This window comes from Streptomyces sp. NPDC092369, assembly GCF_044755245.1.
In the GTDB taxonomy this organism is placed as follows: domain Bacteria; phylum Actinomycetota; class Actinomycetes; order Streptomycetales; family Streptomycetaceae; genus Streptomyces.
Genome location: NZ_JBIVQP010000011.1, coordinates 43039 through 65973, shown reverse-complemented (window position 1 = coordinate 65973; position 22935 = coordinate 43039). Strand labels below are relative to the sequence as shown.

11 protein-coding genes are annotated in these 22935 nt (G+C 70.0%); 4 read left to right on the top strand and 7 right to left on the bottom strand.

Going from position 1 to position 22935, the window contains the following annotated elements:
- Nucleotides 1-125 precede the first annotated feature (125 nt).
- Nucleotides 126-1697 (bottom strand): alpha/beta hydrolase, encoded by a 1572-nt coding sequence (locus ACIQI8_RS43430; RefSeq protein ID WP_402364230.1) that lies wholly within the window; start codon nucleotides 1695-1697, stop codon nucleotides 126-128.
- Nucleotides 1694-2917, bottom strand: a complete 1224-nt coding sequence (locus tag ACIQI8_RS43425; protein ID WP_402364227.1) for a serine hydrolase domain-containing protein — start codon at nucleotides 2915-2917, stop codon at nucleotides 1694-1696. Before ACIQI8_RS43425 ends, ACIQI8_RS43430 begins: the two co-directional genes overlap by 4 nt.
- A 799-nt stretch (nucleotides 2918-3716) precedes the next feature.
- Between ACIQI8_RS43425 and ACIQI8_RS43420 the strand changes: the two genes are divergently transcribed.
- The 4 genes from ACIQI8_RS43420 to ACIQI8_RS43405 all read left to right on the top strand — a co-directional run bounded on the left by ACIQI8_RS43420 (nucleotide 3717) and on the right by ACIQI8_RS43405 (nucleotide 16017).
- Entirely contained in the window at nucleotides 3717-4370 is a 654-nt protein-coding gene (locus ACIQI8_RS43420; RefSeq protein WP_402364224.1) for an SLATT domain-containing protein, read from the top strand.
- A gap of 89 nt (nucleotides 4371-4459) precedes the next feature.
- On the top strand, nucleotides 4460-9619 hold the full coding sequence (locus ACIQI8_RS43415; protein ID WP_402364221.1) for an FtsK/SpoIIIE domain-containing protein: 5160 nt from the start codon (nucleotides 4460-4462) through the stop codon (nucleotides 9617-9619).
- Nucleotides 9616-11613, top strand: coding sequence for a metallophosphoesterase family protein (locus ACIQI8_RS43410; RefSeq protein WP_402364218.1), 1998 nt, complete (start codon nucleotides 9616-9618; stop codon nucleotides 11611-11613). The genes ACIQI8_RS43415 and ACIQI8_RS43410 overlap by 4 nt, the downstream gene beginning before the upstream one ends.
- 15 nt (nucleotides 11614-11628) lie before the next feature.
- Nucleotides 11629-16017, top strand: a complete 4389-nt coding sequence (locus ACIQI8_RS43405) for an FtsK/SpoIIIE domain-containing protein (RefSeq protein WP_402364215.1) — start codon at nucleotides 11629-11631, stop codon at nucleotides 16015-16017.
- A gap of 731 nt (nucleotides 16018-16748) precedes the next feature.
- Here the strand turns inward: ACIQI8_RS43405 and ACIQI8_RS43400 are convergent.
- The 5 genes from ACIQI8_RS43400 to ACIQI8_RS43380 form a co-directional block, all read right to left on the bottom strand.
- A complete protein-coding gene (locus ACIQI8_RS43400) occupies nucleotides 16749-18425 on the bottom strand; it encodes an FAD-dependent monooxygenase (protein ID WP_402364212.1) in 1677 nt (558 codons plus the stop codon).
- Between the two features lie 344 nt (nucleotides 18426-18769).
- Complete coding sequence (locus ACIQI8_RS43395) at nucleotides 18770-19384, bottom strand: TetR/AcrR family transcriptional regulator (RefSeq protein ID WP_402364209.1); 615 nt, start codon at nucleotides 19382-19384, stop codon at nucleotides 18770-18772.
- Between the two features lie 58 nt (nucleotides 19385-19442).
- Complete coding sequence (locus tag ACIQI8_RS43390; RefSeq protein ID WP_402364206.1) at nucleotides 19443-20282, bottom strand: alpha/beta fold hydrolase; 840 nt, start codon at nucleotides 20280-20282, stop codon at nucleotides 19443-19445.
- 63 nt (nucleotides 20283-20345) lie between these two features.
- The gene (locus ACIQI8_RS43385) at nucleotides 20346-21518 is read right to left on the bottom strand and encodes a DUF5624 domain-containing protein (RefSeq protein ID WP_402364203.1); all 1173 of its coding nucleotides are present in this window, start codon (nucleotides 21516-21518) and stop codon (nucleotides 20346-20348) included.
- A gap of 51 nt (nucleotides 21519-21569) precedes the next feature.
- Nucleotides 21570-22655 carry a hypothetical protein gene (locus tag ACIQI8_RS43380; RefSeq protein WP_402364200.1) on the bottom strand — a complete coding sequence of 362 codons (1086 nt, stop codon included), beginning with the start codon at nucleotides 22653-22655 and terminating at the stop codon, nucleotides 21570-21572.
- Between the last annotated feature and the right edge of the window lie 280 nt (nucleotides 22656-22935).

The following is a 22935-nucleotide window of genomic DNA, read 5'->3' as shown; positions in this document are numbered from 1 at the left end:
CGGCCCTTGACGGGACTGAGGGTGTTGTGCGCGACACCGAGCGAGACGCAGGCTCCAGCGGCGATCACGCGGATCGACTGGCTTTCCTGGTGCCGATCGACGTGCAGACCTCCGACGACTGTCGTTCACCGGGTGCGTGCGTCGCAGGTGACGTCCGCGGCCGGAAGCCGGCCGGTGGCGAGGTAGGCGTTGACCGTGGCATCGACGCACGGGGTTCCGTAGACGCCGTACACCGCGTGCTGATCGGCGCCTGCGAGGGTGACCAGGCGGGCGGACGGCCATGCCTGGCGGACCGCTGCGGCGCCCGCGTAGGTGGTACGCGGGTCTCCGGTGGCGTTGACGAGCAGGGCGGGGAGGTCCTTCCTGATGGCGGTCGGGCGCTCACGGGGCGAGTCCCAGAAGGCGCAGGGGTTGAGGTTGTTGGTGACCGGGCCGAACAGCGGGTCCGCCTGACGGGCGCGCTGGACGTCGCGCCAGTAGACCTCGGGATCCCGCGGTGCGGCCTTGTCACCGCACAGGATCGCCGTCTGGACGCTGCCGTAGGGGGAGTCGGCCCCGGTCAGCTCGAATGCCAGAGAGTCGGCGAGCCATGGGGACGGGGTGACCTGGTGACCGCCGGCTGCGCGGCTGAGATCCCGTATGCCTTGCGCGAAGTCACCGTATGCGGCGGCGTTGTCCTGCGAGAGGCCGTTGATGACGATGATGGGCACCATGTGCTCGTCCACCCGGTGGGCGCCCAGCCGCAGCGGCGTACGGGCGGCGGCGGCCTGGACGCGGTCCACGGCCGCCAGCACCGTCTTGCGGGTGCGGCCCAGGCCGTAAGTCGCGTCACGGGCGGCGGTCCAGGAGGCCCATCCCTCCAGCGCGTGACGGTTGGCCTTCTCGGTGCCCCGCAACAGCCGGGGACCGTACCGGTCCGGCGAAATGACGCCGTCCAGCACGACCCGGTCGGTGCGGCCGGGGAACATCGTCGTGTACACCTGGCCCAGGTAACTGCCGTAGGAGTACCCGAGATAGGAGATCCGCCGCTCGCCGAGCGCCGCGCGGATGACGTCCATGTCGCGTGCGGTGTTGCGGGTGGTGGCGTACGGCAGTACGTCGCCCGCGTTGTGGCGGCAGCGCTGGGCGAGGTCCTGCGAGAACGCGGCCATGCGGTCGAATCCGGTCCGGTCGGCGCCGGCTCCCCGAAAGGCGGAGCCGGTGGGCCAGTGGCAGTCCAGCGGGGTGCTGCGGCCGACGAAGCGGGGATCGACGCCCACCACGTCGTATCGTGCGCCGACGTCCTTCATCGCCGCGCGTACCCACGGCGGGTCACCGAGCGTTTGCCCGCCGGGGCCGCCGCCGTTCAGCAGCAGCGGGCCGACGCGGTGGGCGGTGTCGGTGGCGCGGATCCGGGAGATCGCGACGGTGATCGTAGAGCCACCGGGGTTGCCGTAGTCCAACGGCACAGTCACGTCGGCGCATTGGGCGCCCGCCTGCTCCAGCTCCTTTCCCGTCGTGTCCTGCGGTCCGAGCACGCAGCTCTTCCAGTCGAGGTGCTGGTGGTGGTACCGGGCGAGGGAGTCGGAGGCGGCCGCGTGGGCCGGGAGGGCCGCGGCGGGCAGCAGGGGGAGGGCGAGAGCGGCGGCGGCCAGGCCCCAAGCGGCCCTTCTCGTCGTTCGCGAAGCGCACTGCGGCGAGCGGGCTGGGCGGATCACTGATGTTCCCCTTCTGTCGGTCGTTCTCCTGCGGAAGGCCGCCCTTCACAGAGGGCGTTCTGGACCACTTCCTGGAAGTCCTGTTCTGCCTGGAGCGTGTCCGGCACCTGATTGAGCGCGATGGCGACGCTCCGTCCACCGGGCCCGGCGGCGGTGAGCGCCCGATGGCCTCCCGGCACGGTCCCCGCGTGTCCCCACCACAGGCCGCCGCAGCGCAGCGGGGAGGCGATGAGGCCGAGGCCGTAACGGGCGCCGGGCCAGAGCCGGTCGGGGTCGGCGGCCACCGTCCGCCGCATGGCTGCCAGTTGGTCCGCGGGCAGCACATGACCGTGGACAAGCGCGGTGATGAAGCGGGTGAGGTCGGCGGGTGTCGAGACCAGCGCGCCGCCGACCCCGCCGAAAGTCGTGTTCCAGGCGGTGCCGTCGACGAAACGGCCGTCGTCGTCGGTGAAGTAGCTGCGCGAGTGCGGTCCTTGGATGTCTGTGGCGTCCCCGGGCCAGTACGTGTCGTGCAACTCGAGGGGCCGGATCACGCGACGGGTGATCTCCGCCTCCGGAGAGTGGCCGGTGACTTCTTGGATGATCAGGCCCGCGAGGAGGTAATTGGTGGTGGCGTAGTGCCAGTTGTCGCGCGGGCGCGGCAGGTCGAGGGCGCGGGCCACCAGCTCGCGCGGCTCGAAGTGGCGGTATCGGAGGAGTTCGGGATGCTCCCACTCGGGTGCGTCGAGGTAGTCGGGCAACCCGCTGGTGTGCCGCAGGAGTTGCCGTACGGTGATGCGACGGCCGTCGTAGCCGTTGCGGCGGATCAGACCGGGCAGGTAGCGGTCGACGGGAGCGTCGAGTGAGACCAGGTTCTCGGCCGCGAGCTGGAGCACGACCGTCGCGGTGAACGTTTTGGTGATGCTGCCGGCGCGCAGCCGGTCGGTGGCGTTCATGGCGCGGCCCGTGCGCAGGTCGGCCGTCCCCGCAGTCTCGGTCCAACTCCCGCAGGACGCGGGCGTGGTGTGTTCGGTGACCAGGACCGCGGCACCCGTGATTCGGTCGCGTTCGGTGAGTGTGCGCAGGGCCTTTCGCAGTTCGTCGTGCGGTCCGCAGACGGCGTGCTGTCGCGCCTCGGGTGGCTGCGCGGCGGTCGGAGCGGCGGGAGCGACCACGGCCGCCAACAGGACTGCCACGCCTGTGCGTCTGCCCAGCGCCGAGGTTAAGAGGGAGGGTGCCATGCGCCACAACGCTAGGCACCCGTCGTGGCGGGGTCACTCAGGCAGGCTGGCGATCCGCGGGTGGGGGCAGCCGCAGTATGGAGAAGGGGGCATGCCCCATGGAGGGAGAAGATCCAATCGATAGGGCTCGCCGCCGATCGCGGTGGCGGTGCTGGCTGCTGCGGCGAGGCCGGCGCAGACCACCGCGGCGCCATGTGCGGCAAGGACACGGGCGCCGGCGGCACCAACGCCGTTGCCCGCGCCGATCACCACAGCCCGCCGGCCGTCGAGGCGGAAGAGGCGCGCAGGCCCCTCCGACCACTGCACGCTTCCGCTCACCGCGGGCGCCGCGGGCCGGTCCGTGTACTCCGTCGGCATGGCTCCTTCCTCCAACGTCCTCTTCCGCAAGCAGTACTACCTGGTACTGCTGCCGCGTGGCGACGGACAGGCGCCGGCGCTGTTCCTGCACCCCGGCGAAAGCCATCTCGGCGACAGGCGGGAGGAGTTGGAGGCTCGCGAAGGGCTGTCCCGGACGCGAGGTGCCGCGTTGGTGTCCGCCTGTGCGGTTCCCGTCCCGGGCCGCCGGTCGACTGGCCGCAGGTTGCCGCGGACGCGGTCCTGCTCGGCATCAGCCAGCTCGCCTTCACCGCACGATGGACAAACGCGTCTCGAAGCTGCTGGCGGCTGCATCCGACGAGGAGGGGACCGGCCGGCGGGAGAAGGTGTCGGTGTCCAAGTCCTCGAAGGGCTGAACCATCAGGCTGGAACCGAAGCCCTTTCGGCTACTCTCCTACGCAAAGACCCTGCTGGGGAGGGTGAGTTGACGGGGAGCACAGCGGCTGCCGAGAGCGGTGGTGGACGGGCGCGCAGGAGAGATCTGCGGGGCCGTGCCTTTCCGGCGCTGACCACGGGTACGTCGGCCGAGCGGCTGAAGTCGGTCGAGTCACTGCGGGTCTGGGTCGAGCAGGAGGCCGAGGACGCCATGGACTGGTACCTGGAGGACAAACGGCTCAAGCGACTCGGCTCCCGCGTCATCCGCGGCGTGATGATCGTGCTCGCGACGACCGGCACCGTGATCCCGCTGGTCGGCGCGGCCACGGACGCGGACATCCAGAGCTGGGGCTATGTCTTTCTGGCCGCGGCGGCGGGGTGCAAGGGGTTCGACTACTTCTTCGGGCTCTCCACTGCCTGGATGCGGGATATCACCGCCGCGCAGGCGCTGCACGGCGAGTTGAACGAGTTCCGGCTGGCCTGGTCCGCTGAGTTGCTGCGGGATTCCACGGGCGAGCCGGAGCAAGCGGTGATCGAGCGCAGAATGAGCCTGATCGGCGGCCTGGTCGGTAAGATCCGTGGACATCTCGAGTCCGAGACCGCCGACTGGAGCACCGAATTCCGGGCCGGGCTCCAGCAGTTCCAGGACCAGTCCGCGGCATTGCCGGCGCCGCGGGAGGCCGGTGCGCCTGCGGAACGCTGACCGGTCGGTCCCGCCGTCCGCTTCCCGGCCGACAGCGCACGGCCGAATCCCTGTCGCGGATCCGTCGGCCCCATGAGGATGTACAAGTCATGCCACGATCCACTCGTTCAGCACTCCGGACACACCACGCCTACGGCCCACGGCCCGGTACGAGCCCGGTCGACGGGCTGTTGGTGCGCTCCGACCCGGTGGGAGCTCGGCTCCTGGGACGGGCCCTGCGTGCTCTTGCCGAGCCCGCGTCGCTGCTGCCGAGGATCAGCGCCGTCTGGCTCTGGGGCGACGAGATCGTCGTGGAAGTGGCCGATCCGCCGGACCGGTTGTTCCCCGAGCAGTGGCAGGCGCGGCGTGATGGGCAGCTGTGGTTCCTCAGCCGGGAGAGCGTCGGGCCACACCAGGACGAGGGCCGGGACCGGGACTTGGACGTGGACTCGAGTCCGGTGGGGGGCCTTTCCGTATTTCCTCACCTCGTGTCTGTCGGCCGCGGCGATGAGCTGCGGCTGCTGCTCAACCTCGACGCGGGGACGGGCCTGGGGGTCGTGACCGGGCCAACGGCGCACCGGGCCGCGCTCCTTGAGTCGATCGCCGCCGAGCAGGCCACGACACCGTGGTCGGGCGACGTCCGCGTCACTTGCGTCGGAGTGGCGCGCGGTCTGGACGCCGAGTTCCCGGAACGGGTGACCGTGCTGCCCGATGTCCCTTCTCTGCTCGAGTCGTTGGCGGAGCGAGCGGGGCGGTACGCGCAGTCGGGGCCGAACTCCCGTCCGGTGCTCACCGGTTGGGGTGCCCGGTCCGCGCATCCCGCCACCGCGGGCGAGGTGGTGCTCATCGGGACCGAGCCGACCCCCGCCGAGGCCAGGCAGCTCGCCCGACTGGTCGTCCGGGACCGCATGACCGGGCCACGCGTCCTTGTCGGCACGGCGCACACCGGTCTGCCCGGCACGGGATACGGCATCGACATCGACCGGGACGGCAGGGTCACCGCTCCGCTGCTGGGGGTGGTCGCGGGGCCGCAGTCGGCACCGGCACCGGCCGCCGAGATCCGCGTACGGCGCCCGGCCCGGGTGACACCGCCCCCCTCGTGGTCGGCCGCGCCCATCAGTCGCAGGCGGCGCACGGGGACGGCGGGCGCCCGCTGGACTGTCACCGTCGTGCTGCCAGGTGGCGGCCAGCAGGACGTCGTACTCGAAGCCGACGAGTCGACCCCCGTCCGGGTGGTCGCGGAGCAACTCGTCCGGCTCGGCGCGCCCCGGACGCCTCCCGGCCCTCTTGATCTGTTCACGAGTGAGGGGGAAGGGCTGGCACCGGAGACGACTATCGGGCAGACGCCTCTGTACGACGGCTGCCGGGTCTTCCTCGGGTCGCCGACACAGAGTGCGGGTGCGGTCGGAGGCGGGGTTGCGGGGCTGGAGCCGGAGGGCTTCGCGCGATTCCGGGAACTGTACGTGTCGTCGGCCGGGGGAGGGGCCCTGGCGTTCGACCGGGGGGCGGCGAGAGCGCCCCGCGCGGACGGTCCGGCCCAGGCCGGGGCGGTTCCGGGGGATTCCTCTCTGCGGGGTCTCGTGCCTTGGCGGCGTCGGTCGCCCGACGGAACCGGTGGGAGGAGGCCGCGCTTTCCCGATCCCCGTGAGCTCTCGTCGGAGATCTTCGGTTCGCCGACGCGATTGTGGGAGCGTGGCCCGGGGCATCGGGACGGCCTGGTCCTGCGCGTCGGCGCTGCCAGGACGGATCCGCTGACCGTCGACCTTCGGGGTACAGGCCCTCTCGGTATCGCGGTCGGCCGGGATCGCGGCCGTAGGCTGGCCGGCTGGCTCGTCGCGCAGACGGCCCTGTTGCATCCCCCGTCCGCCGTCGCGGTACAGGTGCTCACCGACGAGTCCGGACAGGACTTCTGGCGCTTCGCACGGTGGCTGCCGCCCGACGGCCTGATGTCCCGGGGAGCCCTGCCCGTGCGGGTCGGCCGCGATGCCGCGGCGCACGCCAGGCTGCTCGAAACGGTGGAGCTGATCATCCGTGAACGACTGCGGGACGAGCCCGTGGCGGGATCCTTCTGGGGCCGTGTCAACCTCGTGATCGTCGTCGACGACCTGACGGCTCTGCGCGCGACACCGTCGGCCGAAGAGATGCTCCGCGCCGGATCGGACGTCGGGGTGCATGTGATCTGCCTCGCCGAGGACCCGGCGCTGCTGCCTGACTGGTGCGAGACCGTGCTGCGGGCGGCCGGCGACGGGGTGTTTCTCGAGCGTTCCGGGCAGGCGCGAACCGCCGTGGGGCGCGAGTTCCGCCCCGACGACGTGTCACCGCGCGAACTCGACTCCCTGGCCCGCCTCCTGGCCCCCCTGCGCGACAACTCCGCCGAGCCGACCGATGTCCCGGCCGAACGCCTCCTGGACCTCCTCGACCTGGACCCCCCGACTCCCGGGAAGGTCGCCGACCGCTGGGCGGGCACCCCGCGTTCCCCGGCGGCGGTGCTGGGCGGCTCGGTCGGTCGGCCCTTCCTCCTCGATCTGCCGGGTGACGGGCCGCACGCCCTGGTGACCGGGATGGCCGGTTCCGGGATGGAGGAACTGCTCTGCGCGTGGCTGGGCTCCCTCGCCGCGGCGAACCGTCCCGACGAGCTGAACCTGCTGTTCGTGCACCACGACGGCGGTGAGGCGTTCGCCGAGGCGGCCCGGCTGCCGCACACGGTGGGAGTGCACACCGCGCTCGACCCCCACGCCGCCGCCCGTGGACTGACCGCTCTCACCGCGGAACTGAGGCAGCGTCAGCAACGGATGAAGGAGGCCGGGGCCCGCGACTTCGAGCAGTACACGGTGATCCGCGCGACCGAGGCCGCCGCGCTGCCCGTCCTGGCCCGTCTGGTGGTCGTGGTCTCGGACCTCGCCCGACTCCGGGAGGAGACACCGGAGTTCGTCGCGGGGCTGATCGACACCATGCGGCGGGGAGCGGAGTTGGGCGTCCACGTGGTCCTCGCGACCCGTCGCCCGTCCGATGCCGTGACCGACGAGATACTGGAGTTCGCCCCGCTGAGAGTGGTCCTGCGGCTCGCCGATCCCGCCGACAGCGAGCTGCTGATAGGCACCCCGGCCGCGGCCCGGCTGGACGCGGGGCGTCAGGGACTGGCGTACGTCCGTCGTGCCTCCGGCGGGTTGGAGCTGGTCCGCCGTGCGAGTCTGGGGCGCCGGCAGGAGAGGACGTCCGCATCGCGGGGCACCGTCCGGATCCGGGCGACGGACTGGACGGGAGCCCCGGAGCAGCCCGCGCCCAGGACACCCCCGGTCACGGGAGTCGGCGAGCTGGCCGACCTCGTCGACGCGACCGCACGGGCCGCGGCCACCCTGGACGGCCTGGCGACGCCGCACGTTCCGTGGCCCCCGTCGCTGCCCCTGTCGGTCAGGCTGAAGGAGACCGCCGTCGGGCCGGATGCCCTGTGGCCCCTGCGGCCACGGCCCGGCACCCGGACACCGGTCGTCTTCGGACTGCGCGACGCGCCCGACACCCAGGGATTCCAGCAGGCCACATGGGACCTCGACCTCGACGGACCCCTGCTCGTCCTCGGCGACCCCGGCAGCGGGCGGACCCAGACGCTGCTCACCCTCGCCGTCGCCGTCGCCGAGCAGTACAGCGCGCAGGACGTCCACCTCTACGCCGTCGACTGCGGCTCCGGCAACCTCGGAGCCCTCACCGACCTGCCGCACTGCGGGGCCGTGGTCACCCCGGACGAGCCGGAGCGGATGCGGCGGCTCATCGACAAACTCGTCGACACCGTCCGTAGCCGTCAGGAACGCTTCACACAGACGGGCCTCAGAAGCCTGCACGGGCAGCGGCAGGAGGGCCGCGGTCGGGGGCGGCCGCCGTACCTCGTCCTCCTGGTCGATGGATTCGAGGAGTTCCGCGACTGGGCGCGCGGGACCTCCAACGAAGGATGCCTCGCGGACCTGCTCGACCTGCTCCGCGACACCCGGTCCGGGGTCTGTCCCGTCGTCGCGGGCGGTCGGCGGGTACTGGAGCTCCGAAGCGGCGCCGAGCGGAACACCACCCTGGTCCTCGGACAGGCCGACCGCACCGGTTACGAGCGGGCCGGGCTGCGCGGGCACCTGCTGCCACCCGTTGTCGTGCCCGGCCGTGCCCTGTACGCGGGCTCCGGCGTGGAAGCGCAGATCGCGCTGCCCGACCGGATCCAGGAGACGGTGACGGAGACGCGCCGGCGCGACGCCGAAGTGCCCTTGGAGAGCAGGCCGTTCCGGATCGGGAGCAGCGCGCTCGCGGCCGACCGGTTCTCGCTCGGACCGGCGGGCCGGCCGGTGGGCCGCGAGGACGTGTTCGCCTGGCTGAACCGCACCTACCGGGACGGCGCGTCCGCCGCGCTGCTCGGGCCGCGCAGGGCCGGCAAGTCCTGGATCGTCAAGGAACTCCAGGAGCGCATGCGGTCCGACGGCCTGGGCAATGTGCAGAAGGTGGTGACACTGTCCAACCGGGACCGGACCGGATCGCAGGACGACCTCGCCGTACGGCTCATGCCCGAGCTGGCCCGATCCCCGCGACCCGCCGACGAGTTGATGGACCGGGCCGCCGCGAGCACGGGTTCATCCCGGCTCGTGCTGCTGCTCGACGAGGTCGGCCGGCTCACCGGCTACCACCCGGCGGCGGTGTCCTGGCTGCGCGACCTCGGCCAGGCCGGCGCCTGGCTCGTCTACTGCGGCACGTACAAGGACTGGAACGACGCCCTGCGCCACGCACGCAAGGTTCCCGGGTCGAGCTACGGAAACGACGTCAGCCATTTCATCCTCGGGCCGCTCACCGAACGGGACGCCCGCGAGTTCCTGACGGGCACCGCCGAGAACGAGGGGCTGGAGATCCCCTCGGGCACCGCCGACCGCATCCTCAGGAACGTAGGACCCTGGCCCTTCTACCTCCAGGTGGTGGGCGACGCCCTGGTGCGGTCGGCACGCGCCGGGAGCACACTGGCCGTCCACGACGCCGCCGAACTCGAATCGCTCATCGAGCGGGAACTTCTCGTGAACAAGGCCGATGTCTTCCGCTCGCGCTGGAGCGAGATCGGCCCCGCGGCCCGTGAGGCCCTGCTCGGGGCCCGGGGCGGACAGCCCAGGGACCTCAGCCGGGCACAGGGGACGGAACTGCGCGACGTGGGCCTGCTGTTGCCGCAGAACAGATGGCTGTCCGACCGGCCCTTCTTCGACTGGATCCGGCACGCGTACGAGGAACTGCACGACGAGGAGCAGCACCGATGAACCACTACCGGCCGAGCCGGTCGTTCGACCCGAGCCTCGACATCAGGTTCCGCGGCACACGGGTACCCCAGTGGGCGGCACCGCTGGTGGAGCGGCACGAGCCCAACGACGCCTGCTGGCTGGTGGTCATGCCCCGGCGCTCCGGCAAGAGCTGGCTGGCCGGCGCGGTGCGGCACGCCCGCCCCGAAGGGCTCACCCGGCTGGTCGACGTACGCAACGACTCCGACGTGCGCAGGGCGGGGCTGAACTGTCTGACGAACGGCAAGGCCGCCCGGCCGCAACTCGGCGACGTGGACATGGTGCTGGTCGACGAGCCGGCCATCGGCCCGTCGGGCAGACGGGCCGGAGATCCCGGGACGCTCGCCGCGGGACTGGGACGGCTGCGGGAGGAGGGCGTCGTACCGGTGGTCTTCGCCACGCCCGCCGAGTACGAGCTGCTCGCCCCGCACCTGGGGGTCGACGCCCTCAAGGACGTACGGATGCCGCCTGCGGTCACCGACGAGGAGGCCGCGTGGATGGCGGACCGGGCCCCCGAGTGGGCGCACGGCGTCGTGGCCCTGCTGCGGGCCGAGCAACCCGGCTGGCTGCTCACGCCCTTCCTGCTGGAACTCGCCCTCCAGACCGCCGAGGCCGAACCCGACCTGCGTACGGATCCCGCCGAACTCTCCCGCAGGGCCGGCGAAGAGGCCGACCATCCGCAGCACCGCTACATCGACCAGTGGTTCCACAACGGCATGTCCGCGACGCACCGTGCCGTCATACGGCGTGAACGATGGCGCGACGCCGGGCTCCACTTCACCTCCGACGCCCACGACGCGCAGACGATGCGGGAGGTGCTGCGCCCGGTGGCCGCCGACCCCGTGATCGCGCACCACCTGCCGTCGGTGCTGCGCGTGCACCATGTGTCCGACCTGCACTTCGGCGGCCGGCTGCGGTCCAACGTCGACCAGAAGGACCGGACCCAGGCGGGTGCCGCCCTCGCCCGGCTCGCCGGCGAGGGAACCCCGCTGGAGAGCTATCTGGAACATGTCCAGCACCTGGCCGGACAGGGCAGGGCACCGCATCTGGTCATCGTCTCCGGCGACCTGGTCGACCGTCCGCTCGACGAGTACGGTCGCGAGGCCCTCGACTGGCTGGACCGCTTGGCCGGACTCCTCAGCGACCACCCGGACCTGCGACGGGCCGACCCGCGGATCCTGCTCGTGGGCGGCAACCACGACGTGTCGTGGGACCGGTGCCTGGACCCGCGGCCCGGCGCTCGCCACGAGTGGTTCGCGCGGGCCTTCGACGCGTACCCGCACCCCGACCTGGACAAGGACAAGCACGAGGACCGCCGGCTGTACGTCCGCTACCCCGACGCCGGCCTGCGGGTCGCGCTGCTCGGCTCCGCCGAGTCGGGAGGCGAGCCGGTGAGCAACGAGGACCGCGACCGCGTACGCCAACTCCTCGCCGAACTCGCCCAGTCCGAGGACGGCGATCAGATCAGCGACCTCATGGCGCGACTCGAACGCCACGACCCCGGCGTCGTGGCCCATCCCGTGCTCAGACGCCTGAGCAGGGAGACAGGGTGCGTGAACCTGGCCGTCGTGCACCATCCGCTGTCCCCGGTGCCCGCCGTGGAAGTGGCGCCGTACGCCGGTGTGGTGAACGCCGGGCAGGCCAAGGCGGCCCTCGCCGAGGCGCACACCGCACTGGTGCTGCACGGACACACCCACCTCGGCTTCCTCGCCTCGGAGCGGCTGATCGACCGCGACCGGCCCTGGACCACCCGCATCGCGGGCGCCCCGGCGCTGGCCAGCATCCACTCCAACGAGGAGAACGGCTACAACGAGGTCTTCATCGCCAGGGAGGGTGACGGCCACTCCCTGGCGGTACGCACCGTCCGCTGGCGCCAGGGCCAGTGGAAGGCGGACCTGGCCTTCGCCTTCCGCCCGGGAGATCCCGACGAGTGCGCGTTCGACGAGCTGGGCGCCGACCGCTCCCCGCGGAACTGACGAAGGAGGGCTCCGGTGCGTCTCACCCTCACCGTCGTCGATCCCCGCGACGGGAACTCCGCCGACGTCGTCCTCGACGCCGACCCCGCCTCACCCGTGGGGGAGGTCGCTCACGCGCTGGAGCGTGTCCTGCTCGGCGGGGGGAGCGGTGACCGCGGGGAGGGCGGTGACCGGACGGCGCCTGTCGTCCACGTCGACGGACTCGTCGTCGACGCGGCGACGCCGCTGGCCCGGTCGCCGCTGACGGAAGGGTGCGTCGTCAGTCTGCACACCCCCGCCGGCTGTCCGCCCCGTGAGGTGACCGGCATCGTCGAACTGCGCGTCATCGGCGGGCCGGACGCCGGAGCCGTGCACCGGCTGGGGCTCGGGCACACGGACATCGGGCGGGGGGCCGAGGCGCATGTGTGCATCGACGATCCTGAACTGGCCGAGTTGGCGCTGACGTTGACGGTCGGGGCGGACGGCGGCTGCACGGTGCGGGGGCGTGACGCCGATGCGCTCGCCGTGCTGGACGGGGTGCGGTTGCGTGAGAGCGGCGTGTGGCCCCTCGACGGGCAACTCGCGGTGGGCGGCACGCTGCTCGAACTCGTCGCCTGCGTGCCGTCCGACGGTGCTCCGCGCCGGTCCGAGGACGGCAGGGGGTTCGTCTTCGAGCGGCCCCCGCGGGCGGCTTCGCCGAAGAGCGTGCGGCGTGATCCGGTCGACACGCGGACGCACAGTGCTCGGCTACGGGCCCTTCGCCGCAGGCGGATCACCTTCCAGGCGCCCATGGTGCTGGTGCTCGTCGTCGCGGTGGTCTGCTGGGCACTCCTGCGCGACTGGTATCTCCTGCTCCCCGGGGTGCTGAGTGCGCTGGCCGCGACGGCCGGCGGGTACTACTTCTCCAGCCAGGTCAGGGTGCAGGAGGAGGCGGAGGCACTTCAGGACGAACTGCGCGTCGAACTGGTCCGGCAGCGCCGCGCCGCCCCGTCACCCGGAGCCGTGCTCTCCCTCGCCGCCGACCCCCGCGCCGGGCTGTGGGAACGCCGCCCCGGTGATCGCGACCATCTCCAACTGCGTGTGGGCACCGGCCTGGTCAAGGGCACCGGCGACTCACCCGTCACCCTCCCGCTGCGCCGGCTCGGTGTGATCGGCGTGGCGGGCCCCGGTGACTCTCCCCGCGCACTGGGCCGTTGGGCAGTGGCCCAGATCGCCGCACTGCACAGTCCCCTCGACGTCCGCGTCTGCGTACTGACGGAGCGTGACGCGCAGGAGTCCTGGGACTGGCTGAGATGGCTGCCCCATGCCCGCCCCGTCGGCGGCGCCGACGCCAACACCGCCCTCGGCATGGACTCGGAGACCGTGGGGGTCCGTATAGCCGAACTCGTCAGTCTCCTCCACGCGCGGAAGCGGGCGCGGGGGAGCGGCGACAACGCTCACGCGCCGGCGCCGGACGTCGTCGTGGTCTTCGACGGCGCCCGGCGGCTGCGGGCCATGCCCGGTACGACGTTGCTGATGCACGAGGGGCCCGCCCTGGGCATCCATGTGCTGTGTCTGGAGGAGGACGAGCTGTTCCTGCCCGGCGAGTGCCAGGCCACGGTCGTCGCCGAACACCGGGAACCCACCGGCCGGTCGGCACTTCGCCTCCGCGTCGAGTCCACCGACTCCTCCCGGGTCGACGACGTCCGGCCCGACTTCGTGTCCCCGGCATGGTGCGCCCAACTGGCCCGCTCCCTGGCGCCCTTGCAGGCCGTCCGCGAGGAGTTCGATCCTGCGGTGCTTCCCGACCGTTCCCGCCTGCTCGACGTGCTCGACCTCGCGTCGCCCACCGGATCGGCCGTCGCCGAGCGGTGGACCTCCCGAGCTCCGTCGACCGTGGCCGTCATCGGCGAGACCTACGACGGCCCGTTCGGTATCGATCTGCGCCGTGACGGGCCGCACGCGCTCATCGCGGGTACGACGGGTTCCGGGAAGTCGGAGCTGTTGCAGACGATCGTCGCCTCGCTCGCCCTCGCCAACTCCCCCGAGCACCTCACGTTCGTGCTCATCGACTACAAGGGCGGTGCGGCGTTCAAGAGTTGTGTGCGGCTTCCGCACACGGTCGGCACGGTCACCGAGCTCGACCCGTATCTCGTCCAACGGCTCCTGGATTCCCTGGCCGCCGAACTGCGCCGCCGCGAGGGCCTGTTGGCGAGGGCCGACGCGAAGGACATCGAGGACTACCACGACCTGCGGCGGCGGGATCCGGGCGACCGGGAGCCACTGCCACGGCTGGTCGTCGTCATCGACGAGTTCGCCGCGATGGTGCGGGACCTGCCCGACTTCATCTCGGGCGTGGTCAACCTGGCGCAGCGGGGTCGCTCTCTCGGCGTCCACTTGGTGCTCGCCACGCAGCGGCCCAGCGGTGTCGTCTCCGCCGAGATCCGTGCCAACACCAATCTGAGTATCGCCCTGCGCGTGGCCGACCCCGGTGAGTCCCTCGACATCGTCGGCTCTCCGGAAGCCGCGACGATCCCGAAGTCCACGCCCGGTCGCGCCTATGCCCGGCTCGGCCAGGCGTCACTCATCCCGTTCCAGTCGGCGCGCGTCGGCGAACTCCGCCCCAGCGACCAGGATACGGCCCTCCGCGCCCCGTGGGTCGCCCCGCTGACCTGGACCGACCTCGGGCGGACCCTGGCAGCACCAGCTAGGCACTCGGACTGGGGGGCCGGAGCCACCACCGACCTCGACGTGCTGGTCGACGCGGTCCGCGAGGCGAACGCGACGCTCGGCATCCAGCCCCGGTTCGCTCCGTGGCTACCGCCGCTGCCCGAGGTCCTGTCACTCGACGAGGCCGAGTACGGGACCGCGGACGAGGACGCCGAGCGGCGCCCCGGCGGCCTTTCCCCAGTGGCGTTCGGAGCCGAAGACCTGCCCGCGCAGCAGCTCCGCCGCCCGGTCCGTATCGACTTCGCACGATTCGGTCACGTCCTGATCGGTGGCGCCCCGCGCTCCGGCCGTTCCCAGGTCCTGCGGACGATCGCCGGGGCGCTGGCCGGTGCCCACTCCTGCGCCGACGTGCACATCTACGGCATCGACTGCGGCAATCGAGGACTGGCCGCACTGACCGCACTCCCGCACTGCGGGGCTGTGACGACCCGCCGCGAGACCGAGCGCGTCGACCGGCTCATTACCCGGTTGACGGACGAACTCGCGCGCCGCCAGGACGAGTTGGATGCGCAGGGGTTCGTCGACATCGGCGAACAGCGTGACGGCGTCGAACCGGCGCGGCGGCTGCCGTACCTGTTCGTCCTCCTGGACAGCTGGGAGGGCTGGACTTCGACCCTGGGCGAGTACGAACACGGCCGGTTGACGGACGAGTTGCTGACCCTGATGCGGGAAGGCGCGTCCGTCGGCATATGTGTCGTCATCACCGGCGACCGACAGTTGCTCGCCGGCCGGATTTCCACCCTGACCGAGGACAAGTACGCGCTGCGGCTCACGGATCGTGCCGACTACGCCATGATCGGTGTCTCGTCGCGCAAGGTGCCGGAGTGGATGCCCCCCGGCCGGGCCCTCCGCGCGGAACTCGGCACCGAGACCCAGTTCGCACTGCTGACCGAGGACCCATCGGACCAGTCGCAGGCCGAGGCGCTCGCCGCGATCGGCCGGGCGACGACCGTCCGGGACGCCGAAGTGCCGCGCGAGCGGCGCCCGTTCGCCGTCGCCGCCCTGCCGGACCGCATCAGCTTCGACGAGGCGTGGCGGCTGCGCGACCGGGAGGGTTCGTGTTCCCGCCGCTGGACACTGTCCGCCGTCGGCGGGGACGAGCTCACGGGGTACGGTCCCGATCTCGCTGTCGGCGTCCCGGCGTTCGTCGTCGCAGGACCCCAGAGATCGGGCCGCTCCACCGCCCTGCTCACCATGGCCCGCGCCGGCCTCAAACAGGGCGCACGCCTGGTCGTGGCGACGCCGCTGCCCTCGCCGCTGCGAGAACTGGCTGTGCAGGAAGGCGTGTTGGCGTTGTTCACCGGCGCCGAGCTCAGGGCGGGGGCGGTTGAGGAAGCGGTGGCGTCGGCCTCGCCGGAGCGGCCGATCGTGGTGATCGTCGACGACGCGGAGATCCTCCACGACTGTGATGCCGCCCCCTCCCTCAGGGACTTGATCCAGTACGGCTCTGCCCGAGGGCTCGCCCTTGTCCTCGGCGGCGACGAGGACAAGGTCTGCGCGGGCTTCTCCGGTTGGCAGGTCGAGGCGGCGAAGGCCCGGCGGGGACTCCTTCTGTCGCCTCAGCAGACCTCGTCGGGAGAGCACATCGGCCACCGGATCTTCCGGAGCTCGACGGGCCATCCGGTGCAGCCCGGCAAAGGCCTCCTGCACCTCGGCGACGGCAAGCTCCTGTCGGTGCGGGTCCCGTCGGCGTCAGAGGCGCAGACGCCCTTGTAGCGGCGCCCGTTGAGCTGACGGCGTCGACGGTCTTGGGATGGGGGGAGATGCGGACGTACCTGGGCAGGTTCGAGCCGTCGCTTGTCAGTCGTCGGGGATGCCGGTGCCGCTGAGGGCGGGGACGGTGTTTTCCTGGTGGTCAGGGAGCGGGCGGCTGTGCGGAACTGGGCGAGTTGACCTGGTCGAGGTCGTCCTGTCCGCGACGATGCCGGTGCTTCGGCGTCGCGTCGACCATTTACCCGGGCTCAGGAACTGGTCCCTGCCCGACGCGATGAGGTGCTCCCATGGTGTTACGGGGTGGCGCGGGGCTGCCGGGCCAATGTCCGCCGGGCGGACGGACGCAGGGCTTCGGCATGACCCCTGGAGCATCTGGAAGCCGTCGGGCCCTCGTTACCCCTCACCCTGGAACGGGGAAAGCCACTCGGCACCGACTTACAGTGTGGAATACGACCTTCTGGCACCCCATCTGACCGTGGAGCGACGCTGGCTCAGCGAGCATCGCCCGACTTCGCGTGCCGCAGACGGGCAGGGGGGCACCTGACAGATGGAGACCTGTTCGTCGCGCGGTGCCTCAGCAAGGAACAGGCCCACCTATGACCTTCCTGGGTCACCGGGCCGTTCAGGCGCACCCCGGCTCGCCCAGCCCGTCGAGCGTGAAGTCCACATCCACGACATCCTTGGCGGCCCGCATCACGGGGGCAGCGATACGTCCCGGGCCCCCTAGCTGGCATTCAGGCGTCGGTCCGGCCTTTGAGGATCCGGTCGAGCCCTGCGCGCAGAACCCCCTTGGGGTCCGACGGGCCGGTATGCACCCGCATGCCGACGTGTCCGTCGGGGCGGACGAGCACAGCTCCCGAGGGGGCGATGCCGTAGACGGATTCGAAGGAAGTGCCGGCAGCCGCTGTCATGCGCTGACTGATCACAACGCAACGCAGACCTAGCGCGTTGGCGGCCGTACTCCAGGCTTGCCCGGCATGTCCGGCGAGCACCAGGAAGTCGCCGTCGTTGAGGTCGATGGTGGACCGGGGCGTACCCGCTGGGTAGTCGATCCACAGATGTGGTGCACGGGCTCCGGGATGCCCTGTGGGGCGGTAGTCGCTGACGGTGGAGCGCGGCGGCAAGGTACCGTCGCCGATAACCGCCGTGGACTCGTATATGAAGCCGAACTGCTGTCCCTGTGAACGGAACTGTTCGTGCTGGGCGGGCACGCTGTCCGCGATGCGTCGACGCACCGGTTCTCCCTCCGGCAGCTCGATCGTGGCGAGTTCGCTCGGGTCTGACCCCATGAACCCGGTGGACTTGAGCCGCTCGGTGTTGAGCAGGCACTGGTCGATGTTGTATTCGGCGACCGGCTTGCGTTCCTGCTCATAGGTGTCCAGCAGGGATTCGTCGGCAACACCGTGGAGAACCCGTACAAGCTTCCAGGTCAGATTGGCCGTGTCCTGGATTCCGCTGTTCATGCCGAACCCGCCGTGGGGCGGGAAGCGGTGTGCGGCGTCGCCGGCAAGGAACACGCGTCCGGACCGCCATGAGTCCGCGACTGCCGATTCGTGCTGCCACCGCAGAATGCTGATCACGTCGATGTCCGCGGCGGCGGCACCCGAGGCCTCGCGGAGACGGGCCACGCACAAGGACTCGTCGTATGCGCTGTCGGGGAGCTGCGGATCACGTCCGAAATTGAAGATCCACTTGTCTTCCTTTCCTATGCGGGCGAAGGAGCCGACGATGTCGGCGTTGATGACCCAGGACAAGGCGTACGGACTGGTCTCGGTGAGCTGAGTGAGCCTTTGGCTGCGGAAGTAGACGCCGACGGACTCGCCGAAGACGGGATTGGTGGATTCCGTGATGTCCAGGGCGTCGCGCGTGGCGCTGCGTACGCCGTCGGCGGCGATGACATAGCGCGCGCGAACGGTCTGGGTGAGGTGTTCGCTGGTGACGGCGACCGTCACGCCGTCATCATCCTGGTCCAGGACCATGGCCGTGGTGCCGAAGGAGTAGCGCCCGCCCGCACGAAGCAGGGCCTGAAGAAGGATCGGCTCCACATCGTCCTGGGGCGTGAAACAACCGGCCTCCGGGCTGGCCTCGGCAGATTCCGCGCGCTCTCCAGGGTCGTCATCGAACATCACGTGCCCGAGGTGGATACCGCCGATGAGCCGGGTCGTCCAACTGAAGCCCTCGCCACGGTGCGGAGGGAGGGCCGCCGCGAGAACGTCATCGGCGATGCCCCACTGGCGGAACAGCTCGACCGTCCGGGCGTGGATCCCACCCGCCTTGGGATGCCTGGACAGCGTTGTACGACGCTCAACGCACCAGGCGTTGACTCCTTGTTTGGTCAGTTGCAGAGCGGCACTCAGACCCACCGGCCCGCCACCGATGATCAAGACGTCACAGTGCTGCAGGTTACTCATGGCGATCCTTCGGCGTAGGGCGGCGGGCAGGGGAAGTGCAAGCGCGTCAACAGCCTGCGATCCCGGGTATGGATCCATGCGAGCTGCTCATCGAGATAGGAGGGGGATCGCTCCTCCATTCATCAGGCATAACCGTTAACCTTCTAAGGCGGGCTGTCAAGGTTCGTGAATCCATGGATCCACAAGGCTTCGCGATTGAACAACCGGTCGTCGCTGGGGACGGCCGGAGCATGTGGCATGGGAGGGCACAGTTCCTCGTAGGTGTAGGGCGCGGTTGGGCTGGCGGCCTGGGACCTTGCCCAGGACGGCCCGACGCGAGGTACTCGGACTGGCCCTGTGCCGGCTTAGGCGCGCGTGCCGCTGAAGGGCAGCTGAGAAGGCTGGGTGATGCCGGAGAAGACGAGATTGGTGAGCGTCTCGACTGCGGCCGTGCCTCCGTCGGCGGGCACGCCTGCCTGGAGTTGGCTGTAGCAGAAGGACTCGAGCATGCAGACGATTGCCTGGGCTGTGAGGCGGATACGGGGGCAGGGGCCGCGGTTCTGTTGGAGGTGCTCCGACCACATGGCGACGTGGTGTTCACGCAATTGCGCCCATGTGTCCGCGAACTGATCGTTGGCCTGGGCTGCCTGGAAGATGCCGATCATGGCTGGGAAATGGGCAGAGCAGTTGTCCCAGTACGCCTGGACGTGAGCGCGGATATCGGCGCGCGTGTCAAGACGGTGTGTGGCGCCCAAAGTGGCGTGCGCACGTTGCTGATGGGCTTGGAGGAAGTCCTCGGCCAGGGAGCGCATGAGGTCGTCTTTGTCCGTGAAGTACCGGTAGAGCGAGCCGGCTGACTTGCCTGCCTCTGTCGTGATGTCTGTGATCTTCATTTGCGCGTAGCCCAGTCGGAGAATGAGCCTTTTGGCTGCCTCCTTGAGATCCGTCTCGGTGCGCTGCGACTTCGGTGTCTGCGCCATGTTCGCTCCCTTGTTAGGGCTTCGGCGCTCTGCAGTGCCTGCTGGAACCCTGTGTCGGTCAGGCATGGAGGAACGACGCCAGAAGGTGGTTCACCAGCTCGGGGCGTGTGGCGAAGAGGAAGTGATCGGCTCCGGGCACCTCGCTCAGGCGGGCATGGGGAATCCTGTTCCGCATGTACAGGGAGACCCCGGAGGGCACCTCCTGGCCGAGTGTGCTGGTGATCAGCAGAGTCGGGGCCTTGATGTCGGGCAGCAGGTGGCGGTCGTCATCGAGGGAGATGTTGTTGAAGAAGCCGAGGAGTGTGTCCACGCCGGCGTTGTGGCTCATGTCCTTCCACTGCGAGCCGAGTTCGGCAGCTCGCTCGGCCTCGACATCGGTGAGTACGACCGCCGGGTCGATCACCAAGTCGGTCAGATCCTCAATCCCGCTTTCGGCTGCTTCGGTGAACAGCGCGACGCTCTCTTCGTCGAACCCGTAGGGCCAGTCGTCGCTCCGGCGGAATTTGGGTGATCCGTTCAGGACGGCGAGCTTGCCCACCAGGGCTGGGTGTTGCGCGGCGAGGCGCAGGGCGACATGCCCGGCTGAGGCGAATCCGACGACCAGCGGGTTGTCCAGTCCCAGATGCTCGATGAGGGCAGCCAGGTCGGCCACGTAGAGGTTGGTGACGCTGTCGCAGTCGGCCGGCAGCTTGTCGGATGCCCCGTAGCCGCGCAGGTCGAGGAAGACGTTTCGCGCTCGGCTGTCGAAGAATGACTGTTGTGCGGACCAACTGCGGGAGTCCAGAGGCAGACCGTGCACCCAGACGATGGTGTGCGGGCCGGTGCCGGACTCGTAATAGGCAATACGGCCGCCTTGCACGTCGAGGTGTCGGGCTTGGTCGAGGAGGAGGGCGGACACCGGTGGCGCTCCTGGGGAGAGAAAGGCGGGAGGGGTTTCGGGAGGGATGAGAGGCCTCAGGCCTCAAAGGTTGGTGGGGTACGTGAGTCCGTCGAGGCCGGGGACGAGCACCTTGCTGGGGGCGTTGTCGTTTTCCACGAGCTGGCTGACGGCGTAGTCGGTGACGCATCCGGAGAGCAGTTGGCGCGGGTCCTCCAAGACCATGCGCAGGCGCGTGGTCATGGCGCGCCAGTCGTTGTGGTCGTGGATGGTGGGCATTTCGCTGATCTCGGTGACGGACGGGTCGTCGACATCGGGAGCGAGGAGATGATCTGGGGCGTAACGCGGAAGCCCCGCGAACATCAGGTCGCCGAGTTCCACGGTGGCTCGCAGGTTGGTCCACAGCTGCCGCAATGGCTGTTCGAGTGAGGTGACCTCGGACAGATCACCGTCCGTGGGGGTGGCGAACTGTCGGGCGTGTGGGGCCAGGTACATGCGCTCCATCGGGAGTTTGTACCGGGAGGCCCCGCGGATGACCGTGGCAACGCTGGAGGTGTTCCAGGTGACGCCGGCGGTCGGTCGACCCTGCTTGCCGGCGATGATCACCATCACCCGGTTCCAGTCGATCTTCCTGGTGTCGAACCACTTCATCATGCGGTGGGCTGTGTCCATGGCGGTCAGGAAGAACGTCGCGATCATCATTTTGTTGATCGACGTGGGGGAGTTGTTGTCGCCTCCGTTGAGGTAGTCATCACGCAAGGTCCGAGGCGTGAGGTAGGAGCTGTCTTTGAGTGCGGTGCGCAGATAGCGGGCGGTCATCGCGAAGCTGTAGTCGGCCATGTCGGCGATGGCCTGCTCGCGCCCTCGGAAGGCCTCGACCGCGATGGTGCCGCGCCACAGTTCAGGACTGTTGGCTTCCCGCCCGCGGTCGACCTGGTCCAACAGGCGCTGCGCCTCGCTCCGCCACGACTCGTCCCCGTAGGTGTGGTGGAGCTGGACCAGGCTGGCAACGGCCGGGCCGAGGTGGGAAATGCCGGCGAGTTCCTTGAAGCCACGTGTGGAGAGGCGGAAGCCTTCTACCGTCGGGGACTCTCCATTACCGGGATAGAGCGCGAAGTCGGCAGAGGTGGCCACCAGCAGCGGGTCGTCCTTCGTGGTGCGCGATGCCGTATGCGTCAGGTGGGAGCCGATGCTGTTCGGCGAGGCGGTGTAGGTGGTAAAGAGGTCGACGAGTTCCGGGCTTTCGGATGCGGTCATGAGCAGGCTCCATCGCGGCCGGTCGGGAGGGGACGTGCGTCGGTGGGAATGTCAGTGGGTGAAGCGGTACAGGACCGTGCGCGCGGCGAACCGGGCGTCGGGCGCGAGGGCGTTGGACACCGCGATGAGGATTCCTTGGTCGTCGTGGATGACCGCGGCGTCCGTACCACCAGTGGTGGCGAACTCCTCGACGACCTCCAGGCGGTTCTCGCGCCACTGGTAGAGCTGGGAATTGAGAGCTGTGGTGGGGCTGGTCTGCGGGCCGAGAATGAAGTTGACGCGTACGACGAAGAGGACGTCGCCGTCGTGGACGACCGCGAACTCGCGTGTGCCGGGCTGCTCCAGCAGTTGGTGTGTGACGAAGCGTTCACCGTCCCACCGCATGACCTGCGATTCACCGAGGAGACGAGCCACCAGCAGGTAGGTCACGCCATCCCGCTCGAAGTGAGCGAAGGCCCGCCCGTGATCGGCGGCCAGGTTCTGGTAGGCCTGGAACCGCTGACCCGTCCACCGGTACAGGACCGAGGCCTGCACATGATCGGCATGAGCCAGGAACTGGTGCCCGTCGACGGCGAAGGCGTGCCAGTTGTAGGCCCACTTGGAGTCGATGTCCTGGAAGTGCGTGAACGAGGAGCCGTCCCAGCGGTAGATCACGGACGGTCGGTTCTCGTCCTCATGCCCGGGCACTGTCACGCCCTGGGCGAGAGCCAGGAAATGCTGCCCGTCGATCTCAAAGTGCTTCCACTGTTTGGCGGCGAAGCCCTCGAACTTCTGAAACGACTCGAAGGTCCTTCCGTTCCACTCGAAGACCTGTGAGTCGATGGTGAACTGGTAGGGGCCGGAGCCACGGCGGATGCTGGCAATGGCGAGGAAGGCGCGGTCACCGATACGGAAGAACTCGGCGTCCTCTCCGCCGGGGGCGGGGACGGTCTGCCATGGCACGTAGCCGGCGCCCTTCCGCTCCAGCAGCAGCGTGACGGTGTCGCTGTCGCCGCCGTTCATGTTGGCGTCGGTCCCCGGAACGTCATACGCCAATTGCGGGACCGCAAGGATCTGCCGATCACCAAGGTCGAACGGCTGGACGGCCCGGGCACCGGACGTGGGGATGGACGCCACTTCGGTCAGATGGGTGGGCATGTTGTCTCCCTGTGGCCCTGCGCGGTCGGCGGTCTGGTGACGGCCGGTCCGCTGCGGAGAGTGCGGATGGCGAGATGAACGGGCCCGGGCACCATCGACCGGATTCACGGTGCCGCAATGCGGCCAGGTCATGGGCCACGACAGCGACGTGTCGCGTGGCCTGTCCTCCGGGCGGCGGTGGTCGCACCGTCCCGATAAATGAATCTGAATCCATATTCACAAAAGTGGCCGTGAGAGTCAAACCGGAGAGAGGTGACTCCTCACGACCAGTCGGGCGGGC

Coding starts and splice junctions, on each gene's coding strand:
- ACIQI8_RS43380 (WP_402364200.1), bottom strand. CDS start 22,655: ATGCCCACCCATCTGACCGAAGTGGCGTCCATCCCCACGTCCGGTGCC.
- ACIQI8_RS43385 (WP_402364203.1), bottom strand. CDS start 21,518: ATGACCGCATCCGAAAGCCCGGAACTCGTCGACCTCTTTACCACCTAC.
- ACIQI8_RS43395 (WP_402364209.1), bottom strand. CDS start 19,384: ATGGCGCAGACACCGAAGTCGCAGCGCACCGAGACGGATCTCAAGGAG.
- ACIQI8_RS43415 (WP_402364221.1), top strand. CDS start 4,460: ATGCCACGATCCACTCGTTCAGCACTCCGGACACACCACGCCTACGGC.
- ACIQI8_RS43425 (WP_402364227.1), bottom strand. CDS start 2,917: ATGGCACCCTCCCTCTTAACCTCGGCGCTGGGCAGACGCACAGGCGTG.
- ACIQI8_RS43400 (WP_402364212.1), bottom strand. CDS start 18,425: ATGAGTAACCTGCAGCACTGTGACGTCTTGATCATCGGTGGCGGGCCG.
- ACIQI8_RS43410 (WP_402364218.1), top strand. CDS start 9,616: ATGAACCACTACCGGCCGAGCCGGTCGTTCGACCCGAGCCTCGACATC.